The organism is Robinsoniella peoriensis, from assembly GCF_000797495.1.
Taxonomy (GTDB): domain Bacteria; phylum Bacillota; class Clostridia; order Lachnospirales; family Lachnospiraceae; genus Robinsoniella; species Robinsoniella peoriensis.
In genome coordinates, this window is sequence record NZ_JTGN01000014.1 from 148,768 (window position 1) to 169,059 (window position 20,292).

Consider the following 20,292-nt stretch of genomic DNA (forward strand, 5'->3'; position numbering starts at 1 on the left):
TCCTTATCTGTTTGTTATATCAGATCCGGCTGACTGCCGGATCCGTAATTTTAATTTATCTAAATTCTTTCAGCAATCAAGTCTCCCATCTGCCTGCATCCAACCTTAGTGCATCCCGCTGACATAATGTCTCCGGTACGGAATCCATCTTTTAATACCTGTCTGACTGCTTCTTCAATGGCATCTGCCGCTTCATCCAGATCCAGTGAATAACGAAGCATCATCGCTGCTGATAAAATAGTGGCGATTGGATTGGCAATGTCCATACCGGCAATATCCGGTGCAGAACCATGGCTTGGTTCATAAAGTCCGAATTTTGTTTCATTTAAACTTGCAGAAGACAACATTCCGATGGAACCGGTTACCATGCTTGCTTCATCGGATAAGATATCACCAAACATATTTTCTGTGAGAATCACGTCAAACTGTCCCGGATCTTTCACCAGCTGCATTGCACAGTTATCTACCAGCATGTGCTCTAAAACAACGTCCGGATAATCCTTAGCCACTTCTTCCACTACTGCTCTCCACAGCCTGGAAGAATCAAGCACGTTAGCCTTATCCACGCTGGTCACTTTCTTTCTTCTCTTTCTGGCAATATCAAATCCCCTTTTGGCAATTCTGCGGATTTCATTTTCGTCATATGTAAGGGTATCCATTGCTTTTCTAATGCCGTTTTCTTCAACTGTCTTTCTCTCTCCGAAATACAGTCCTCCGGTCAGTTCCCGCATAATCATCATGTCAAAGCCTTCTCCGATAATATCATCACGAAGGGGGCATGCTGCCTTTAACTCTTCATAGAGGTATGCCGGGCGCAGATTGGCAAACAGATTTAATTCTTTACGGATTTTTAAAAGTCCGGCTTCCGGTCTTCTGTCCGGCGGTAACTGGTACCAGGAAGACACAGCTGCATCTCCTCCAATGGAACCCATTAATACGGCGTCACTTGACTTCGCTGTCTGTACAGCTTCATCAGTCAGCGGAATACCATGGACATCGATGGATGCTCCGCCTAATAGTACATCTGTATAATTTAACGCGAAATTATATTTTTTGCCTGCCGCGTCCAGTACCTTTTTTGCTTCCCCCACAATCTCAGGTCCGATTCCATCTCCCGGAATCAATGCAATTTGAAAATTCATAGTGATATCTTCCCTTCTGTTTCTTTTTATCCTAGAGCGTGTTTTAAAATTGCTTTCTGGCAGCTGTGCGTCACAGTTTGTGGGAGATTTGTCCCGGATGAAGGGCGCGTAGCGGGCTACGTAACCTGAATTCCGGGCAAATATGCCGCAAAGTGGGGCGTGCAGATGGCAGGAATGAATTTTCAATCACGCTCTAATCTTTATCCAATATCATAATGCATTTTTATGCACTTTTCAACTATAATCCCTATTTTTACCGATTTTTTCCTAAATCTATGATCTGCCTGCGTACTTTTTCCGGTATTTCGGGTGGAATAAATCCAGGTCTTGCCAGATAATACCCCTGCAGGTAATCAATCTTTTCCAGAATCAGAGCCTTCATTTCATCTGCCGTTTCTACCCCCTCCGCAATGGTTTTAATCTGATGTTCCTGTGCATAAGTAACCAGGTGGCGCAGCAGCATCTGTTTATTTTTATCCTGGCAGATACCCTCTACAAGGGATTTGTCTATCTTAATATAATCCGGACGGATACTTAAGAGAACTCCTTCGGAGTTATATCCGGTTCCAAAATCGTCAATTGCAAGCTGTGCTCCCCAGGATTTTAATGCTTCCTTCTTCCGCTCCATAAGCGGTGCATCCAGTTTGTCTTCCTCCGTAATTTCTAAAACAATCCTGGATAAATATTTTCCGTACTGAGATTCAATGTCAGCGATTTCTTTTTCACTCATACACTGGTTGGCAATGGAATTTATGAACAGCCTGCCGTCTCCGGAAGATTCCTTTAGCTTAACAAATCCTTCCAGTGCTTTTGAAAAGGTCAGCCGTTCAATTTCATGCAGTTTCGACTGCGCCCTTGCCAATGTTAAAAGCTCAAACGGCGTTTTGATATTTGTTGTCCGGGGCCGCATCAGTGCTTCATAGGCAAATACCGCTCCGGTAGTTGTAGAGACAATCGGCTGATACATGTAATCCAGCAGTTCTTCTTCAATCAGCTTATTCAGTTCTTCTTTACACTGTAACAGATAAGATTCTTTATTATAGATATCCACGTTAAAAGCTTCCATCTGCCCTTTGTTGGTCTTTTTGACCAGATACATTGCAAAATCCGCATACCGGATCAGATCATGATAATTTACCGCATCTTTAGGATATGCTGCAATACCGGCGGAAGCCCTTACCTGAATGGAAGTCATATCCTGGAACGTAATCTTCGCGTCCTTGAATTTTGCAAACATTTCTGCAAATTTCTGCTGGATCTCTTCCTGATTCTGATAGCCATAAACAAAGATCATAAACTCATCTCCCGACAGTCTGGAAATAACTGACTGGGGATCCGGATATTTCTTTAATACATCTGCCGCCAGTCTGATGTATTCGTCACCATAATCATGACCGTAAGTATCATTTACATACTTCAGATTGTCCAGATCCAGCATTACCATCGCGCCCTGTTTCAACTTCTGGGGTTCTTCAAACAGCCGGTCCAGTCTGGCACAGAATGCCCTGCGGTTAAAGAGATTAGTCAGGATATCATAATCCCTTTCATGCTCTATCTTTATCTTTTCTTCCATATCCTTACTGATATCAGTAAGGACAACAAGGGTTCTGCCTTCTTTTGTAACTACCTTGGCTCTCAGCCAGTAAGGGTACTTTGCTTCATCTATATGCAGGATATATACCCCTTCATTCTTATCCCTGCTGACCAGATAAGGCAGCAATTTTCTAATAGCCGCTTTCACCTTACCTGATTCTACATAATTTTCATCCTTTTCAATTCCCAGGATTTCACAAAACTGCTCGGTGCAAAATACTCTTTCGGGCTTCTCATGATTATATTCACAGGCGCCCATTTTAATATCTGTCATTGCCAGGATTGTAGAAAGTTTATTGGCATTATTCGCCACTTCCACACTGAGATTTTCAATTGTATCTGACAGTTCATCTATTTCTGATACTTCCAGTCTTTCCAGATGAATGGGTTTATCCGGATTCAGTGTTTTCAACTTTCTGCTGAGCGCCGTAATGGGATTCGCTACCAGTTTCGACACTACAAAACTTGCTGCAACACCAATCAGCAGCGAAAGTATGATCATCACCATAATACTGGTACGGAAACTATAAAAAAAGGAAAGCAGATGATCATCAGAAACAACACCAATTAAAACCCATTGTTCATTCTCAAAGGGCGTATGTGTATTATACAGTTTTATCGTCTGCACGCATCCATAAGTTTTCTTACCGTCTGATTTAATTGGGTAAAAATAGTTATTCGTAAGGTTATCTTCCAGTTCCAGCTGCCCGCCGATTTCCGGGAACAGTTGTTTTGACATAATTCCGGTCTGGGTAATTAAGCGGTAGGTCAGAGGAACCTCTTCGACATCACTTTCACTTTGCCCCATGGCCAGTATATAACTTCCATAGTTCTGGTTGTCCAATTCCTTAAAAGGCAGTTCTGTATTCAGGTAATCCAGAGACATTTCCACACCCATAACACCGATTGGTTCTCCCCCCAGTATAATGGGTACGGAATAGGTAATAATTGGAACGGAATCTCCTGCTTCACTTTTATTCAGGTAAAATGGGCTGCTCCAGTATCCAAGATCTTTACTTTCAATTTCCGGATGTTCTTTTGCCGCCTCAAACGGGCGGTAATAAAAGGCATCATCCGTATCACTCTCATCCATCTGAAAGCCCGGAGTCCAAAAACGATCCAGAGCAATACGATATTTATTGGTGATATAGGAAGGCCCCCGAAGTGCAAGCAGGTCTGAATAATCTCCTGTGGTGGTAGTCGGGTCGGAATCCCTGAAATAGATTCCACTTTTGTCATCGCTTCCATCTCCGTTAAAAATAACAAATGCACCGCTTACCACATTCCTTCTCATCATTTCCAACAGATAGTCTGAAATTTTATTTAAAATTTCTTTGCTGCATTCACTGTTCATCACAATATCCTGAGGTGTCTTCCCCTGTTTGCTTAAAATTGTCTGAACCGCTGATGTAATATCCTCCGAAGTACCTTTGACATTCCCCCACCTTGATATCATATCGTTTTGGAGAGAATTTCTACGGTTATTCACTTTTTCACTAAAGATATGAAAAGAATTATTCTTCAGCTTGTCCATCGTTCCGCTTTCAAAAACAACGCAGTAAAACAATCCTGCCTGAAATAGCATGACGATCAAAATTGGAATTAAAATTTTCTTCAATAATGATGTTTTTGATCTTTTCATCTTACTTCCCCATTAATTGGCCTGCGTTGTCTCCAACTTCTCTGTTAACTGGCTCAGCCATGCTTCAAAATTTTCCTGTGTATTATATTTGGCAATTGCTTCATCCCTGCCCGTACCATTTTTTATCAATGCATCAATAGCCTGCTTGTCTTCCTTTGCCTTATCCGACAAACTGTATTCCAGAATATCCCTGGCTGTTTCACTTCCTTCAAAAGCTTTGGCTGTATAAAATTTGTAAGTATCGGACATCTCAAATGCAATATTCAGAGTTTCTTTCATAACGGAATCAATTTTCCCATCCTCATAATTTGCCAGGGTTGATTTCAACTTTTCACTTGTCTTTGCTTCTTTTTTAACCGGAAGATATCCAGATTCAATGGAGAAAGCCATATTCTGCTCAGTATCTGTGAACCATTTCATAAATTCTACGGAAGCATACTCTTTTTCCGGCGTGGATTTGGTAACTGCCATGCCCGCTCCCTGCTGTACCGCATAGTTTTCTCCGCCTTCAAAAACCGGAGCTTTTAATGCCATTGCTTCAACCGGATAGCTGTTGCTGTCATCGATAAAGACTTCTTTCGGAAAATAAGTAGCGGATGTGGTAGAGCCAACAAAAGCCAGAAGATCCCCTACTTTTGCATCATCGGAACGGAACTTGCCATAGGCTCCGAAATAACCTTTTATGTAAGGAACATAGTAGCCGTCCCAGATCTTTTTCATCACTTCTTTGTCTAGCTGAAACTCCACTTTTCCATTTTCCACTTTAAAAATTTCTGTCCCAAGCTGTTTTGCTCCAATGAGTAGATAATTCGCCATTGCATCCCTGCCAAAGAATGCCTTTCCGCCGGACCAGTCATAATATTGTTCCGAAACGTCAATCAATCCTTCTAATGTCCCTAGTTCATTTATATCTGCCCCTGTTTCCGCAGCGAACTTGTCCCAGTCTGTCTTATTGAGCATCATCATCTCTGTTGACTTCGCCGTTGGGAAAATTTTCAATTCATTCTTTTCTCCCATTCGTCCTTCTTCAATATAAGCCGGGTCATACTGTTCCAGTTCTTCTTTACTCAGATAATCATCTAAATTTGCAACCAGACCCTTTTTATCTATTTCATACACCGTATTGGTATAACCCAGAAAAATACTGGGCATATCGGAAGTTCCGACTTTCTTGTTAGCAGTATCCAGCACTTTTTCCGATAACTCCGGTATGCTCCCGCAGTTTAAAGCACTTACAACAATTCCTTCTTCCAGTCCAACCGTGCTGTTAAATTCTTTAATCATATTGTCCAGCGCATTCTGCTGGTTTCCGCTGTAATAATGCCAGATGTCAATATTCACCGGATTCTTTGGATCTAACTTTACTTTTCCTTTTGAACTACACCCACCTAATGCAACTGCAAATAACCCTGCTGCAATCCCAAAAGCCAACAATTTCTTTTTCATAATTTTCACTCTTTCCGTATTATAATCTCTTTTTATTTAAGGATGCATATAGAGGCTATTATATCATATTTTTACCAACTGAGATACCATTATATTTGGATGAAAGGATAATATTATTGCTCCCAATTCCAGAAAATTCACAACAAAAAAGATACCGGCATCCCGGTATCTTCAATAAACCTTATTCAGCTTCTGGCTTTTCAACTTCTGCAATTGCAGCTTTTCTCATTGGAATTCTGCAATTCTTATTGCTTCCAAATTCTACAATCACGTCTTCATCTGTAATATCAATTATAACACCGTAAAATCCTCCGGTAGTTACGATACTATCTCCTACAGCAAGATCAGACAGCATTGCATTTAATCTCTTCTGCTCCTTCTTCTGCGGTCTGATAGCAAAAAAGTACATTGCTGCACCAATTACTACTACGTAGAGAATTAAAAGACCCATTCCACCTGCAGCTCCGCCGGCACTCAAAACATTACTCATGTGTGACTTCCTCCATTTCTTTTTCACTCATAAATTACATAATACACAAATTCTGCCAAATCATCAAGTATTTTTTAATAATTTAGCGAATTTTAATGTTTCCCTGTTCAAAACCCTCTAATTTGGCTTTTTTGTACTCTGCGTACCGTCCCTGTTCTATCGCTTCCCGGATTTCTTCCATCATGTGATTGTAGAAATACAGATTATGAAGTACGCACAGCCGCATTCCCAGCATTTCCTTCGCCTTTAACAAATGGCGGATATATGCTCTGCTGTAATGCCGGCACGCCGGACACTGGCAGCCTTCTTCTATTGGCTTGTCATCCAGTTCGAATTTTGCATTAAACAGATTCAGCTTGCCCTGATTGGTATAGACATGCCCATGGCGTCCATTCCTGCTGGGGTATACACAGTCAAAGAAATCCACCCCCCGGTCTACTGCTTCTAAAATATTTGCCGGTGTTCCCACTCCCATGAGATAGGTTGGCTTTTCCAAAGGAAGGTGCGGTACCACCGCGTCCAGTATCCGGTACATTTCCTCATGTGTTTCTCCTACTGCCAGGCCGCCGATTGCATATCCGTCCAGATCCATCTGTGCAATCGTTTTCGCATGTTCAATACGGATATCTTCGTAAATCGCCCCCTGATTTATCGCAAATAATAATTGGTCTTTATTAATGGTATCTTCCAGGCTGTTCAGTCGTGCCATCTCTTCCTTACATCTTGCCAGCCATCTTGTGGTACGGTCAACAGAATTCTGTACATATTCTCTGCTTGCCACACTGGATGGACATTCATCAAATGCCATGGCAATGGTAGATGCCAGATTCGACTGTATCTGCATGCTCTCTTCCGGTCCCATAAATATCTTTCTGCCGTCAATATGGGAACTGAAATATACGCCTTCTTCTTTTATCTTACGAAGTCCGGCCAGGGAGAACACCTGGAATCCGCCGGAATCGGTCAAAATAGGTTTGTCCCATACCATGAATTTATGCAGTCCGCCCATTTTCCTGACTACATCGTCGCCTGGACGTACATGCAGATGATAGGTATTGGAAAGTTCTACCTGCGTACCGATCTCCTGGAGGTCCGTTGTTGCCACAGCTCCCTTAATCGCCGCTGCAGTCCCCACATTCATGAATACCGGAGTCTGAATAACTCCATGTACCGTGTGCAGCTCGCCTCTTTTTGCTTTACCGTCTTGTTTTATAAGTTTGTACATTGATATTACCTGCTTTATGTTTATTTTAGTTTATGTTAAAAAACATTCCAGAGTATTTTAACATATCTTTCCTTAAAGTACAAGTTTTGCAATCCGACATCTTTTAATCATCTTTTAATAGGAAATCATTTCCGCAATTTAGGATTGTATTTTAATTTGATTTGTCGTATAATGTAGCGTGGTATTCAATGCCATACAAGATGTAGTATACCAGCCGGCCTCTTTGGCTATTCATGCTGTTCTGGCCTGCTGCACAGCAACTCTCACATAGATTGGAGGCACATAAATGCAAAACGATATAAATGAAACTGCCTTACATAGTCTGGGAATTGACATTGGTTCTACCACTGTTAAGATTGCAATTCTGGATCACAACCGGAATCTGTTGTTTTCAGACTATGAAAGACATTATGCCAATATTCAGGAGACCTTGTCTTCTTTATTAAAAAAAGCTTTTAACCAGCTGGGGGAACTTTCCCTGGCTCCTATGATTACCGGTTCCGGGGGACTTACCCTCGCCAAACACCTGGGTGTTCCATTTGTCCAGGAAGTAATCGCTGTGTCTACAGCGCTTCAGGATTATGCACCGCAGACCGATGTTGCCATTGAACTTGGCGGCGAAGACGCTAAGATTATATACTTTGAAGGCGGCAGCGTGGAACAGCGTATGAACGGTATTTGTGCCGGAGGTACCGGTTCTTTTATTGATCAGATGGCATCCCTCCTTCAGACAGATGCTACGGGACTGAATGAGTACGCGAAAAACTACAGCTCTCTTTATACGATTGCTGCCCGCTGCGGAGTTTTTGCGAAATCAGATATCCAGCCTCTGATCAATGAAGGGGCAACAAAAGAAGATTTATCCGCATCTATTTTCCAGGCTGTTGTAAACCAGACCATCAGTGGTCTCGCCTGCGGAAAACCGATTCGCGGCCACGTAGCATTTCTGGGAGGACCGCTTCACTTCCTTTCCGAGTTAAAGCAGGCATTTATCCGTACTTTAAACCTGGATGACGAACATGCGATTACGCCAAACAATTCCCATTTGTTTGCAGCGATTGGTTCGGCACTGAATCATGATCCAAAGGTTTTAACTTCATTGGAAGCATTGACCGGGAAGCTCTCCTCTGCCATTAAGATGGAGTTTGAAGTGGCACGAATGGAACCACTGTTTGAATCGGAAGAAGATTATGCGAAGTTTAACGTAAGACAGAGTAACTATAACGTGGTAACAGATGACCTGAGTTCTTATGAAGGGCTCTGCTTCCTGGGCATCGATGCCGGCTCAACAACAACAAAGGCTGCTCTCGTAGGCGAAGACGGTTCTCTATTATATTCATTTTACAGCAGCAACAACGGTAGTCCATTGAACACTACGATTTCCGCAATCAAAGAAATCTATTCCCTGATGCCGGATTCTGCAGTTATCGCCTACTCCTGTTCTACGGGATATGGGGAAGCTCTGATAAAAGCCGCTCTCATGCTGGATGAAGGCGAGGTGGAAACGGTTTCCCACTATTATGCTGCAGCTTTCTTTGACCCGGAAGTTGACTGTATCCTGGACATTGGCGGCCAGGATATGAAGTGTATTAAAATCAAGAACCATACCGTTGACAGCGTGCAGTTAAATGAAGCCTGCTCCTCCGGATGCGGCTCCTTTATAGAAACCTTTGCCAAATCCCTGAATTACAGCGTACAGGATTTTGCAAAAGCCGCTCTTTTTGCGAAGCATCCCATTGACCTTGGTACCAGATGTACCGTATTCATGAACTCCAAGGTAAAGCAGGCACAAAAGGAAGGTGCAGATGTCTCCGATATCTCTGCCGGCCTTGCTTATTCTGTTATTAAAAATGCATTATATAAAGTTATTAAGGTCTCAGATGCTTCAGAACTGGGACGTCATATTGTGGTTCAGGGTGGTACTTTCTACAACGATGCTGTTCTGCGAAGCTTTGAAAAGATCGCAGACTGTGAAGCAATCCGACCGGATATTGCCGGTATCATGGGGGCATTTGGTGCCGCTCTGATCGCCAGAGAACGTTATGACGAAAATAAAGAAACTACCATGCTTTCTATCGACAAGATCAATAAGCTGCAGTTCACTACTACTATGGCGAAATGCAAAGGCTGTACCAACCACTGCCGCCTGACGGTAAACCGTTTTACCGGCGGACGCCAGTTTGTAAGCGGCAACCGCTGTGAACGCGGTCTTGGAAAAGAGAAAAATAAAGACAATATTCCAAACCTGTTTGACTTTAAAAATAAACTGATGTTTTCCTATACACCGCTGGAAGAGGACGAAGCAGTCCGCGGCACCGTAGGTATTCCAAGGGTTCTGAACATGTATGATAATTACCCGTTCTGGTTTACATTTTTTAACCAGTTGAAATACAAAGTTGTGCTCTCCCCTCCTTCCACCCATAAGATTTATGAACTTGGCATTGAATCCATACCAAGTGAATCGGAATGTTATCCGGCAAAATTAGCTCATGGTCATGTGACCTGGCTGATTCGTCAGGGAATTAACTTCATCTTTTACCCATGTATTCCTTATGAACGGAACGAATTCCCGGAAGCTAACAACCATTACAACTGTCCGATTGTAACCTCTTATGCAGAGAATATCAAAAATAATATTGAAGAAATTAAGACTGAAAAGATTAACTTCTCCAACCCGTTCCTGGCATTTACCAGTGTAGAAACCATCTGCTCACAGTTATACAAAACCTTTCCGCGTATTCCGGCAGCGGAGATCAAATCAGCTGTACAGGCAGGATGGGATGAATTGGAGCGTACAAGGCTTGAAATGTACCGCAAAGGGGAAGAAACCATTGCCTATTTAAAGGAAACCGGAAGACACGGAATTGTCCTTGCCGGCCGGCCATACCACATCGATTCTGAAATTAATCACGGTATTCCCGAACTGATCAACTCCTATGGAGTAGCCGTTCTGACCGAAGACAGTGTTTCCCACTTAAATCAGCCGGAACGTCCCTTAATTGTTATGGATCAGTGGATGTACCACAGCAGGCTCTATGCTGCTGCGAACTATGTTAAGACTACGGAAAATCTGGATCTTATCCAGTTAAACTCCTTCGGCTGCGGGCTGGATGCCGTTACCACCGATTCGGTGAATGACATTCTCGCCAACTCAGGTAAAATTTACACCTGCCTGAAAATCGATGAAGTAAACAATCTGGGAGCTGCCAGAATCCGTGTCCGCTCACTTCTCTCTGCTATCCGCGTAAGAGAAGAACGTAAAATATGCCGCTGTATTCAGCCGGCTAATATGAAACGCGTTGTTTTTACCGAGCAGATGAAGAAAGATTACACGATCCTCTGTCCCCAGATGTCACCGATTCACTTTGGTCTTCTGGAAGCCGCTTTCAACACTTCCGGCTATCGGTTAGAGGTATTAAATACAGATGATAAGGCCTCAATTGACATGGGTCTGAAATACGTGAATAACGATGCCTGCTTCCCATCACTGATCGTAGTGGGACAGATTATGGATGCCGTACACTCCGGAAAATACAACCTGGATAAAACAGCAGTCCTGATTTCCCAGACTGGCGGCGGCTGCAGGGCAAGTAATTACATTGGTTTTATCCGCCGTGCCCTTGAAAAAGCAGGTTACCCGAATATCCCGGTTATTTCCATTAACTTAAGCGGACTTGAGAAAAACCCTGGATTTAAAATCAACTATTCCCTGATAACCAAAGGACTGTATGCCGTAGTATTCGGTGACCTATTCATGCGATGCCTCTACCGTATGCGTCCTTATGAAAAAGTAAGAGGAAGTGCCAATGCGCTGCACCAGAAATGGGAAGAACGCTGCATGCGGTTTATCTCCCAGCGCCATCCGTCTTTCCTGGAATTTAAAAAGTTATGCCGCCAGTTAATCAGAGACTTTGATGCACTGCCTATCCTGGATATCAGAAAGCCGAAAGTCGGCGTCGTAGGTGAGATTCTGGTTAAATTCCTGCCCGCTGCCAACAACCATCTGGTTGAACTTTTAGAGGCGGAAGGTGCGGAAGCAGTTGTGCCGGATCTGATGGACTTCCTGCTCTACTGTTTCTATAACACCAATTTCAAAGCAGAAAACTTAGGGATGAAGAAATCCTCCGCCCAGTTTGCAAACGCAGGTATCAAGGCACTTGAATTTATAAGAAGTGCCGCTTCCAAAGAACTTGAAAAAAGCGTTCACTTCCATGCACCGGCAAAAATTGAGGATCTGGCTGAATTTGCTAATCCAATTGTCTCTATTGGAAACCAGACCGGAGAAGGTTGGTTCCTGACCGGAGAAATGCTGGAACTGATACACAGCGGTACCAATAATATTGTATGTACCCAGCCATTTGGATGCCTGCCAAACCATGTCGTAGGGAAAGGCGTTATCAAAGAACTGCGGCACAGATACCCGCTTTCTAATATCGTGGCAATTGATTATGATCCGGGAGCAAGTGAGGTTAACCAGCTGAACCGTATTAAACTGATGCTTTCCACGGCTCAGAAAAATCTAAAAAAAGAAATGGATGCATAAGTTTCGGAATCCATTTATAGTAAATGTAATAGAAGTTAAAAGAGAAAGAAATCCGCTAGTCGTGGGATTTCTTTCTCTTTTCTAATTTCATAATGCAATTTTATAATCCAAATCAAGGATTTCTTGTTTTAAGCTTCGATCCCTGGATACAGCAAACCATCAGATATTCTCAATCTGCCAGTCAATTGTTTCCATCCCATTACTTTTAAGAAATGCATTGGTCTTACTAAAAGGCTTACTGCCAAAAAAACCTCTGTAGGAAGACAGCGGACTTGGATGCGGCGCTTCCAGAATCAGATGTTTCGGATTATTAAGCATAGCCTTTTTCATTTGGGCAGGACGTCCCCAAAGGATATATACAATTGGTCTGTCCTGCTGATTTAATATGCGGATTGCCGCATCAGTAAACTCTTCCCAGCCGATTCCTCTGTGAGAATTTGCCTGATGCGCTCTTACGGTTAAAACCGTATTCAAAAGCAGAACACCCTGCTTTGCCCATTTGGTCAGATGTCCGTTATTTGGAACATAACAGCCCACATCATCCCTCAGTTCCTGATAGATATTCACAAGCGACGGCGGAATCTCCACATCAGGCTTTACGGAAAAACAAAGCCCATGTGCCTGACCGTCCCCATGGTAGGGATCCTGTCCTAAAATCACGACCTTCACCTGTTCTAAAGGCGTAAATGCAAATGCATTGAAGATATCATCTGCTGCCGGGAAGATCAGTCTTGTCTGATACTCTTCCATTACTTTCTTATAAAGATTTGCATAATATGGTTTCTTAAATTCCGGTTTTAAAGGTACTAACCAGTCGTTACTGATTGGTGGCATACTCACTCCTCCTTACAATCTTACCGGCACATTTTTTCCTGCCAGGTATTTCTTTAGTTCTTTTATCTCGAGTTCTTTATAGTGAAACAGCGATGCCGCCAGAACTGCATCTGCCTTTCCTTCTGTTAATGCATCGTAAAAATGCTCCATGGTTCCGGCTCCACCCGATGCGATAACCGGAATGGAAACATTTTCTGCAATGGTTCTGGTAAGCTCTAAATCATATCCCGCTTTTGTCCCGTCACAGTCCATACTGGTCAGCAGGATTTCACCCGCCCCCATTTTATCTGCTTTCATTGCCCACTCAACAGCATCCATTCCCACATCAATTCTGCCGCCGTTTTTATAAATATTCCAGCCTGAGCCATCTTCCCGCTTTCTGGCATCAATTGCCACCACAACGCACTGGCTGCCAAATTTGTCTGCCGCTTCACTGATCAGACTGGGATTGTCAATTGCAGAGGAGTTGATTGAAATTTTATCGGCACCTTCCCGAAGAAGAGCCTTAAAATCATCTACCGAACGGATTCCACCACCCACTGTGAAGGGAATAAAGACATTTTCAGCCACTTTCCGAACCATGTCCACAACAGTCTCCCTTGCATCGGAAGAAGCCGTTATATCCAGAAATACGACCTCGTCAGCACCGGCCTTATCATATGCCGCCGCAATCTGAACCGGATCCCCTGCATCCTTCAGGTTGACAAAATTAACACCTTTTACCACACGTCCATTATGTACATCCAGACAGGGAATAATTCTTTTTGTAAACATCTTAAATATCCTCCTATAACCCTGCAAAATTTTTCAGTATCTGAAGTCCTGTATCACTGCTTTTCTCCGGATGGAACTGACAGGCAAACACATTTCCCTTTTCCACAGCTGCATGGATATCCGTTCCATACCAGGTAGTAGCAGCCACTGTTTCCGGTTCCTCTGCCTGCAGATAATAAGAGTGTACAAAGTAAACATACGCATCCTCTTCAAGTCCCGCAAAAAGCTTTCCCTCATTGGGATATTTCAAAGAATTCCAGCCAATATGGGGAATTTTCAAATCATGATTATCCGGAATCCGCACAATCCTGCCTTTCAATATGCCAAGACCATCTACGCCCGGGCTCTCTTCACTGCTCTCAAACAGTAGCTGCAAACCAAGGCAGATTCCAAGAAAAGGTTTCTGCATATCTGCCACTTCATGAATCACGTCAACTAATTTATATTCCTTTAATCTCTCCATTGCCTCCTTAAAGGAGCCAACACCGGGCAGAATAACCTTATCCGCCTTTAGAATTACCTCTCTGTCCCTTGATACTACCGGATTTTCTCCAAGGTGCATCAAAGCCTTTTCTACACTTTTCAAATTACCTGCATCATAATCAATAATCGCTATCATGTTGTCACTTCCTTATCCGGGTTATCATTATTCTAAAATCCATTGAAAAAGGAATGCCGCCTCTATTTTGCAGCATTCCTTTACAGTTTATCATATTTATTTTCAAGATACAATTCCAAATCGACGAATTTCGCACTGTATCGCGGTAAAATAATTACTGTTCACAGGCAAGCCTATATACAGTAACTCCGCCTGCCCAGTTAAAGTCACCTTTGGCAAGGGACAGGCTCAAGTCCATACACCTTTATATCTTCGAGTATCCATAACTGTTTACAATCGCATCCACAGGAACTTTTCTGGCACACATCGGACAGGCAGAAAAATCATAGGTCTGATAATCCGGAATGTCCTTCTCCGTAAAAATAGAGTTAATCTCCACATCTTTTGGATGGTACGCGCTGAAAACTGCAGAAATTCCCGCAATCTCTCCGCCGTAATACCGGATGCACTCCAGGCTTCTGCTAATGCTCTTACCGGTTGTAATGGAGGATAGTAAGAGAACCACATGCTTTCCGCGGATCATCATCTGCATGTTATCCCGGAAAATCAACTGACCGCCTGTATGCAGTTCCGGTGTAACGATATAAATGGTCTTATGCTGGTTCATAGACATAATGCCTGCCTGGCTAAGCTGCTGGGCAAGGTATGACCCGATTACTTCACAGCCATCCATACAGACAATCGTATCCACAAAAGTCGTCATCTCATACTTTCTCGCCAGAAGTTCTGCCGCAGCAGCCGCTTCACTCTGTCTTGCCTTTAAAGTGGTCATGTCAATATAATAATTGATATGAGAATGATTTGTTGCAAAATGTCCCTGGATGACCTTAATCGCTACCATTGAATTTGCTTTTGACTTAATTTTTACTGCACGTGTTTCCATACGCAATCCTCCTTATTTCAATACATGATCCGGTTCATCAACAAAAAGCTGTTTAGAAATTAATCATTGCTTTGATCAAGACTTTCAGATTGATGAGTACTTTTCCATGCTTATCTAAACAGGTTCCAGAAATATTTTACCATATTTATCCTTAATTAGAAAGATAATTTCATGTTTATCACATATATTTTCACAACAATGTGCAGTTTTCCTTTTATTAGATATGAATTCTAAATTTTACATAATCTTATTCTTCAATCAATAAACTAACCGGATTCTGACTGACAGAAATACTTCTCTCCCGGATCTCCGGTGTCAGCTGCGCTAATTTGTCATGAACCCGTATGAAACTGGATTTCTGGTTAAAATATGCCGTTTTTTCAAAGGGCCAGCGGATAACAGAAGGATACTGGAATCCTACACCTAATTCCAGAATGCAAAGCTTTCTGTTCAGCGTATTCTGAAGCCATTTTGTATACACCTCCCACTGGGGAAGATAGATCGATTCATCATAATTCTCATTGGTGACCACATTATTTGCCGCATCACTCCCGCAGGGTGCCACAATCCGCTCCTTCTCCAGATCAGATTCATAAATGAAATCATCCGTATTCAAGGTCACTACAAAATATGACTTACCTCCAACCAGCTCTTTTAATTTATCATATGCCCTTTTTACATCCTCTTTTTTATGAGCTCCCTTAAAATCAGTTCCTATTCCTATTAAAATATGGTCAGCTTCCTCTACTTTATCTAAAATTGTCTTTAACATGCCAAAAATCCTTTCTATTTATATCATCTTTACTCCCGTATTTGCTACGTTTGTAATTATAGCGTATCTTTACGAGAAAGACAACCGCAGATAGCTGTTAATGCAGAAGCTGTTAATTGTGGATTCCTTATTTATCCGGCCTATACACTTCTTATATGTGGTTAGCAACCTCAAATGCATCCCAAACCGCATACATAATATTACTTACTTTTTTCGCATCTCCAAGCAGGTATATTTCAGGCAGAAGTTCTTCTAACTCTTTATATAAGGAATTTTCTTCCTGATAACCTACTGATAAAATCACACTGTCACAGGTCAATGTTTTTGTACCCTCTTTTGTTTCATATGTTAAAATTCCATCCGCAAAAGAGCTTGCCCTGGCCCCGGTACAAATTTCAACATTGTAAAACGGCAGCAGTTTTTCCAGCATCTCCTTATTTGCCGAACAGATCGGACCATTGAGTTCCATGATCTTATCAAGGGCTTCCAGTATAGTCACTTTCTTTCCCTGTTTCGCAAGATGAAGGGCTGTCTCGCAGCCAACCAGGCCTCCTCCGATTACTGCACAGGTATTCACAACTTCTTTTTCCTGCAGTAGTACCTCAGATGCTGTATAGGTATGGTCATCATCCCCAAGTGAAAATACCTTCGGCTTTGATCCGGTTGCCACAATAACACAGTCCGCATTCTTTTCTAATACCATATCTCTTGTTAGTTCCGTCTCTAAATGTACCTCTACGTTTAATTCCTGAAGCTCTCCCGCATACCATTTCGCCAATGCAATATCATCTTCTTTAAAATCAGGTGCTCCACCTGCCAGCAGATTGCCGCCTAACGCTTTTCCTTTTTCATACAGCGCCACCTGATGTCCGCGGATTGCCAATACTCTGGCCGCTTCACAGCCAGCTGCCCCGCCTCCGGCTATCAGGATTTTTTTCGGACGAAATACCGGTGTAAAAGCATTTACACGTTCCCGCGCTGCCTGGGGATTCACCGCACAGTTTAATGCAGAATATTGCTGGATTCTTCCCATACATCCCTCCTGACAGGAAATACAGGGACGGATTCTCTTCTCCATTCCACTTCGCAGCTTCTGTACATAGTCCGGGTCTGCCAGCAGCGGTCTGCCAAGAGATACCATATCGCAGGTTCCGTCTTCAACTGCTTCCGATGCCATATCCGGGTTATCCATTCTTCCTGCACAGATAATGGGGATCTGTACGGTATCTTTCATAAGCTTTGCATATGGTCTGTAAAGTCCTTTTTCCTGATACATCGGCGGATGGCTCCAATACCAGGAATCGTAAGAACCAACATCTACATCCAGGGCATCGTAACCGTATCCTTCCAGCATTTTTGCCGCCTTTATTCCCTCTTCCAGATCACGTCCCTTTTCCTCAAATACTTCTCCCGGCAATGCACCATTCCGATAATCTTTTATAAAACTTTTCGGTGAATAGCGCAGTGTAACCGGAAAATCCGCTCCACAGGTCCGTTTGATCTCTTCCACAATTTCCTTTGCAAATCGAAGCCTGTTTTCCAGGGAGCCGCCATATTCATCTTCTCTATGATTAAAAAGTGCGATGGCAAACTGATCAATTAAATACCCTTCATGTACCGCATGAATCTGAACGCCGTCAAATCCTGCACGCTTTGCATTGTACGCACCTTTTCCCATTTGCTTCACTAAGGTATGTATTTCCTGGACAGTAATCTCCCTGCAAGTCTTATCCAGCCAGCGATGCTGGATCGGAGACGGTGCAACCGGAGGAAATTCTCCAAGATTTGTAGGTATCGTAACACGTCCAAAACCACCGGACATCTGTAAAAACACTTTTGCCTGGTAAGCATGAATACGCTCCGTCATTTCTTTTGCAGTACGGATAAACTGAATCGGATTAAACGTGGGCGACGGTGTATTGCCAACACCATGCTGCTCAATCTCTTCATCCACAAAGGTTACGCCGGTAATGATCAGGCCCGTTCCTCCTTTGGCACGTTCTACATAATAATCAATACCTCGCTGATTAAATCCTCCCTGAAAATCTCCCAATCCCAGCGGTCCCATAGGCGCCATGGCAAACCTGTTTTTCAGCTGTACATTCCCGATTTTCACCGGTGTAAATAAATTCTTATATTTCTGATTCATATTTATTCTCCATTTCTTAAACATACTTTGTATTCTTCCTGGGTTATGCTAAATATCTTATAACATACATTGTGTTCTTCCTGGGTTTTGCTTAATATCTTATAACATACTTTGTGTTCTTCCTAGGTTATGCTAAATATCTGGCAGCAAATGCTGTCAGCATTTCCCCTCCCTTTTAACCTCACTTCGAATAGTTTCTACCACCTTTAAAATACTATCCTTAACATACATCTTGCTCCACTCCTTTCATTTAAATTAGCTTCATTATAAAACTCCTTTTAAACTATGTCAATATTTACATGTTTATATTTATATATTTTTTTCATATGTCTATATTTTTAAAGAAAACTATGATAAAATAAGCAAGAAGGTATGATGGTATTGATCTGATACCTGAAATGATATTAATAATTAAAATTACTATATAACTTCATAAGGAGTCTTTCTAAATGAGAACACTAAAATATGCTTTACTGGGAATAATTAATCGCTCCCCATCCACCGGCTATGACATTATGAAATATTTTAATCAAACTCTTAATAACTTCTGGTATGCAAAACACAGCCAGATTTATCCTGAACTAAACAAATTATGTAACGAAGGATTGATTTCATGTGAAGTGGAAATAACCGGCACAATTCAGGAAAAAAAGCGCTATACCATAACAGAAGCCGGAAAAGCCGATCTGATGAACTGGCTCTCTAAAGATGAGCCCTTAGATCCTACCCCAAAAGATAAATTCCGGCTTCGCATTTATTTCTGTGAAAATTACACAACAGCGGAAATGAAAGACATGTTTCTCAGTGAACAGTCAAAACATTTCGAAAAACTAAAAAACCTGGAAAAAAATATGGCTGAATTTCAGGAACTTCCAAAACCAGGAACATCTGCTTTTGGAGATTATCTGATTTTGCGAAGTGCAATTATGCGGGAAAACATGACATTGGACTGGATAACAGAATCACTGGAATTATTAGAAGTATAGAGTATAGAAGAACATTACACATGTGGTGCCCTGCCCACGGGCGAACACAGGCATGGCGGAAGAAGAGTATATAAGAGCATTGCATATGTGGTACCGCCACTGCTGAAAAACAAAAAGGCGTAAAGTAAGTTAAGGTAACAATTGTAACCATAGCTTACTCTACACCGAACGTAAAACATCATATTTAAAAATATATTTCATTCCAAAACTTTTATATTACTCTTGATTCTTATTTTCCCTAACTACTCTGCAGGGACTTCCAAGTGCCACGGAATTTTCCCGGATGGATTTGGTTACCACACTGCCTGCTCCTATTACTACATTGTCACCAATTTCCACTCCCGGAAGAATAATAGCGCCCCCTCCAATCCAGACATTGTTTCCAATAATTACGGGAGCCGTCATGGTCTTGCAAAATTCAAATCCTTCTTCTTTTATATCTCCAAACCGATCTTTTGCATTTATAGGGTGAAAAGCGGTATAAATCTGTACATTTGGAGCTATTAATGCATTATCTCCAATCATAATCCGATTATCATCCAGAAAAGTACAATTCATATTCACTTCACAATTGTTTCCAAAATAAATATTATTGCCATAATCAACATAAAATGGAGCCGTAATCCATAGATTTCGACCTCTGCCTCCTAATAATTCATTTAAAATCTTGTCTTTTTCAATAATGTCTTGTGAATTAAGTTGATTATAATCTCTAATTAAATTTTTTGCTTTATGCCATTGTGTAATTAATTCTTCATCTCCACAATCATAAAGCATTCCTGCCAGCATTTTTTCTCGTTCTGTCATAGGACTCTCCCTGATATTGGATTTTGCATCATCTTTATAATTAAATTTTATACAAAAAAAGCAGCTATCTTTAGCTGCCTCACATGCATATACCTTCAAAATCACACACAGAAATTCATCAAATTATCATCCGTTCTTGCATTACCAACTTCGTTGATCATATCAACTTTATTGACATTATCCTAAACCTTATGGATAAGCCTTCGACCTATTAGTATTAGTCAGCTCCATACATTACTGCACTTCCACCTCTAACCTATCTACCTCGTCGTCTTCAAGGGGTCTTACCGCTTATGCGGGGGATATCTCATCTTGAGGGGGGCTTCACGCTTAGATGCCTTCAGCGTTTATCCCTTCCCGACTTGGCTACCCGGCCATGCTCTTGGT

The 20,292-nt window shown here is 42.0% G+C and carries 13 protein-coding genes, 1 rRNA gene and 2 pseudogenes; 3 read left to right on the forward strand and 13 right to left on the reverse strand.

What is annotated here, in order from left to right:
• Nucleotides 1–59 precede the first annotated feature (59 nt).
• A pseudogene (gene leuB / locus QR40_RS24080) lies at nucleotides 60–1,268 on the reverse strand (3-isopropylmalate dehydrogenase); the annotation flags it as partial.
• Here leuB and QR40_RS33345 point away from each other — a divergent pair.
• Nucleotides 1,191–1,358: pseudogene (locus QR40_RS33345) on the forward strand (DUF6783 domain-containing protein). The pseudogenes leuB and QR40_RS33345 overlap by 78 nt on opposite strands.
• 37 nt (nucleotides 1,359–1,395) lie before the next feature.
• Here the strand turns inward: QR40_RS33345 and QR40_RS24085 are convergent.
• The 4 genes from QR40_RS24085 to tgt all read right to left on the reverse strand — a co-directional run bounded on the left by QR40_RS24085 (nucleotide 1,396) and on the right by tgt (nucleotide 7,538).
• On the reverse strand, nucleotides 1,396–4,377 hold the full coding sequence (locus QR40_RS24085) for an EAL domain-containing protein (protein ID WP_044297100.1): 2,982 nt from the start codon (nucleotides 4,375–4,377) through the stop codon (nucleotides 1,396–1,398).
• Nucleotides 4,378–4,389: 12 nt separating this feature from the next.
• Nucleotides 4,390–5,823, reverse strand: coding sequence for an extracellular solute-binding protein (locus tag QR40_RS24090; protein WP_027294783.1), 1,434 nt, complete (start codon nucleotides 5,821–5,823; stop codon nucleotides 4,390–4,392).
• Nucleotides 5,824–6,004: 181 nt separating this feature from the next.
• Nucleotides 6,005–6,313, reverse strand: a complete 309-nt coding sequence (gene yajC, locus QR40_RS24095) for a preprotein translocase subunit YajC (protein WP_044289468.1) — start codon at nucleotides 6,311–6,313, stop codon at nucleotides 6,005–6,007.
• 82 nt (nucleotides 6,314–6,395) lie between these two features.
• The gene (gene tgt / locus QR40_RS24100; RefSeq protein ID WP_044297102.1) at nucleotides 6,396–7,538 is read right to left on the reverse strand and encodes a tRNA guanosine(34) transglycosylase Tgt; all 1,143 of its coding nucleotides are present in this window, start codon (nucleotides 7,536–7,538) and stop codon (nucleotides 6,396–6,398) included.
• A 286-nt stretch (nucleotides 7,539–7,824) separates the two neighbouring features.
• On the opposite strand from tgt, the gene QR40_RS24105 reads away from it, so the two are divergent.
• Complete coding sequence (locus QR40_RS24105) at nucleotides 7,825–12,081, forward strand: 2-hydroxyacyl-CoA dehydratase (RefSeq protein WP_242858582.1); 4,257 nt, start codon at nucleotides 7,825–7,827, stop codon at nucleotides 12,079–12,081.
• Between the two features lie 159 nt (nucleotides 12,082–12,240).
• Here the strand turns inward: QR40_RS24105 and QR40_RS24110 are convergent, their stop codons facing one another.
• From QR40_RS24110 to QR40_RS24135, 6 genes are all read right to left on the reverse strand, one after another.
• On the reverse strand, nucleotides 12,241–12,915 hold the full coding sequence (locus QR40_RS24110) for a uracil-DNA glycosylase (protein ID WP_027294787.1): 675 nt from the start codon (nucleotides 12,913–12,915) through the stop codon (nucleotides 12,241–12,243).
• 12 nt (nucleotides 12,916–12,927) lie between these two features.
• Nucleotides 12,928–13,689, reverse strand: coding sequence for an imidazole glycerol phosphate synthase subunit HisF (gene hisF / locus QR40_RS24115; protein WP_044297103.1), 762 nt, complete (start codon nucleotides 13,687–13,689; stop codon nucleotides 12,928–12,930).
• Between the two features lie 13 nt (nucleotides 13,690–13,702).
• Nucleotides 13,703–14,308: an imidazole glycerol phosphate synthase subunit HisH gene (gene hisH, locus QR40_RS24120; protein WP_027294789.1), complete on the reverse strand. Its 606-nt coding sequence runs from the start codon at nucleotides 14,306–14,308 to the stop codon at nucleotides 13,703–13,705.
• A gap of 244 nt (nucleotides 14,309–14,552) precedes the next feature.
• Nucleotides 14,553–15,191 carry a type I phosphoribosyltransferase gene (locus tag QR40_RS24125; protein WP_027294790.1) on the reverse strand — a complete coding sequence of 213 codons (639 nt, stop codon included), beginning with the start codon at nucleotides 15,189–15,191 and terminating at the stop codon, nucleotides 14,553–14,555.
• A gap of 247 nt (nucleotides 15,192–15,438) precedes the next feature.
• Nucleotides 15,439–15,963, reverse strand: a complete 525-nt coding sequence (locus QR40_RS24130) for a hypothetical protein (protein WP_044297104.1) — start codon at nucleotides 15,961–15,963, stop codon at nucleotides 15,439–15,441.
• 151 nt (nucleotides 15,964–16,114) lie between these two features.
• A complete protein-coding gene (locus QR40_RS24135; protein WP_044297120.1) occupies nucleotides 16,115–18,112 on the reverse strand; it encodes an FAD-dependent oxidoreductase in 1,998 nt (665 codons plus the stop codon).
• A gap of 449 nt (nucleotides 18,113–18,561) precedes the next feature.
• Between QR40_RS24135 and QR40_RS24140 the strand changes: the two genes are divergently transcribed.
• Nucleotides 18,562–19,098, forward strand: a complete 537-nt coding sequence (locus QR40_RS24140; protein WP_027294793.1) for a PadR family transcriptional regulator — start codon at nucleotides 18,562–18,564, stop codon at nucleotides 19,096–19,098.
• A gap of 216 nt (nucleotides 19,099–19,314) precedes the next feature.
• Here the strand turns inward: QR40_RS24140 and QR40_RS24145 are convergent, their stop codons facing one another.
• Complete coding sequence (locus QR40_RS24145; RefSeq protein ID WP_044297121.1) at nucleotides 19,315–19,905, reverse strand: sugar O-acetyltransferase; 591 nt, start codon at nucleotides 19,903–19,905, stop codon at nucleotides 19,315–19,317.
• A gap of 191 nt (nucleotides 19,906–20,096) precedes the next feature.
• A 23S ribosomal RNA gene (locus QR40_RS24150) occupies nucleotides 20,097–20,292 on the reverse strand; the annotation flags it as partial.

Excerpts from the sequence above, each read along its gene's own strand:
- QR40_RS24110 (WP_027294787.1), bottom strand. The coding sequence starts at position 12,915 with ATGCCACCAATCAGTAACGACTGGTTAGTACCTTTAAAACCGGAATTT.
- QR40_RS24145 (WP_044297121.1), bottom strand. The coding sequence starts at position 19,905 with ATGACAGAACGAGAAAAAATGCTGGCAGGAATGCTTTATGATTGTGGA.
- hisF (WP_044297103.1), bottom strand. The coding sequence starts at position 13,689 with ATGTTTACAAAAAGAATTATTCCCTGTCTGGATGTACATAATGGACGT.
- QR40_RS24135 (WP_044297120.1), bottom strand. The coding sequence starts at position 18,112 with ATGAATCAGAAATATAAGAATTTATTTACACCGGTGAAAATCGGGAAT.
- hisH (WP_027294789.1), bottom strand. The coding sequence starts at position 14,308 with ATGATAGCGATTATTGATTATGATGCAGGTAATTTGAAAAGTGTAGAA.
- yajC (WP_044289468.1), bottom strand. The coding sequence starts at position 6,313 with ATGAGTAATGTTTTGAGTGCCGGCGGAGCTGCAGGTGGAATGGGTCTT.
- tgt (WP_044297102.1), bottom strand. The coding sequence starts at position 7,538 with ATGTACAAACTTATAAAACAAGACGGTAAAGCAAAAAGAGGCGAGCTG.
- QR40_RS24130 (WP_044297104.1), bottom strand. The coding sequence starts at position 15,963 with ATGTTAAAGACAATTTTAGATAAAGTAGAGGAAGCTGACCATATTTTA.
- QR40_RS24125 (WP_027294790.1), bottom strand. The coding sequence starts at position 15,191 with ATGGAAACACGTGCAGTAAAAATTAAGTCAAAAGCAAATTCAATGGTA.
- QR40_RS24085 (WP_044297100.1), bottom strand. The coding sequence starts at position 4,377 with ATGAAAAGATCAAAAACATCATTATTGAAGAAAATTTTAATTCCAATT.
- QR40_RS24105 (WP_242858582.1), top strand. The coding sequence starts at position 7,825 with ATGCAAAACGATATAAATGAAACTGCCTTACATAGTCTGGGAATTGAC.
- QR40_RS24090 (WP_027294783.1), bottom strand. The coding sequence starts at position 5,823 with ATGAAAAAGAAATTGTTGGCTTTTGGGATTGCAGCAGGGTTATTTGCA.
- QR40_RS24140 (WP_027294793.1), top strand. The coding sequence starts at position 18,562 with ATGAGAACACTAAAATATGCTTTACTGGGAATAATTAATCGCTCCCCA.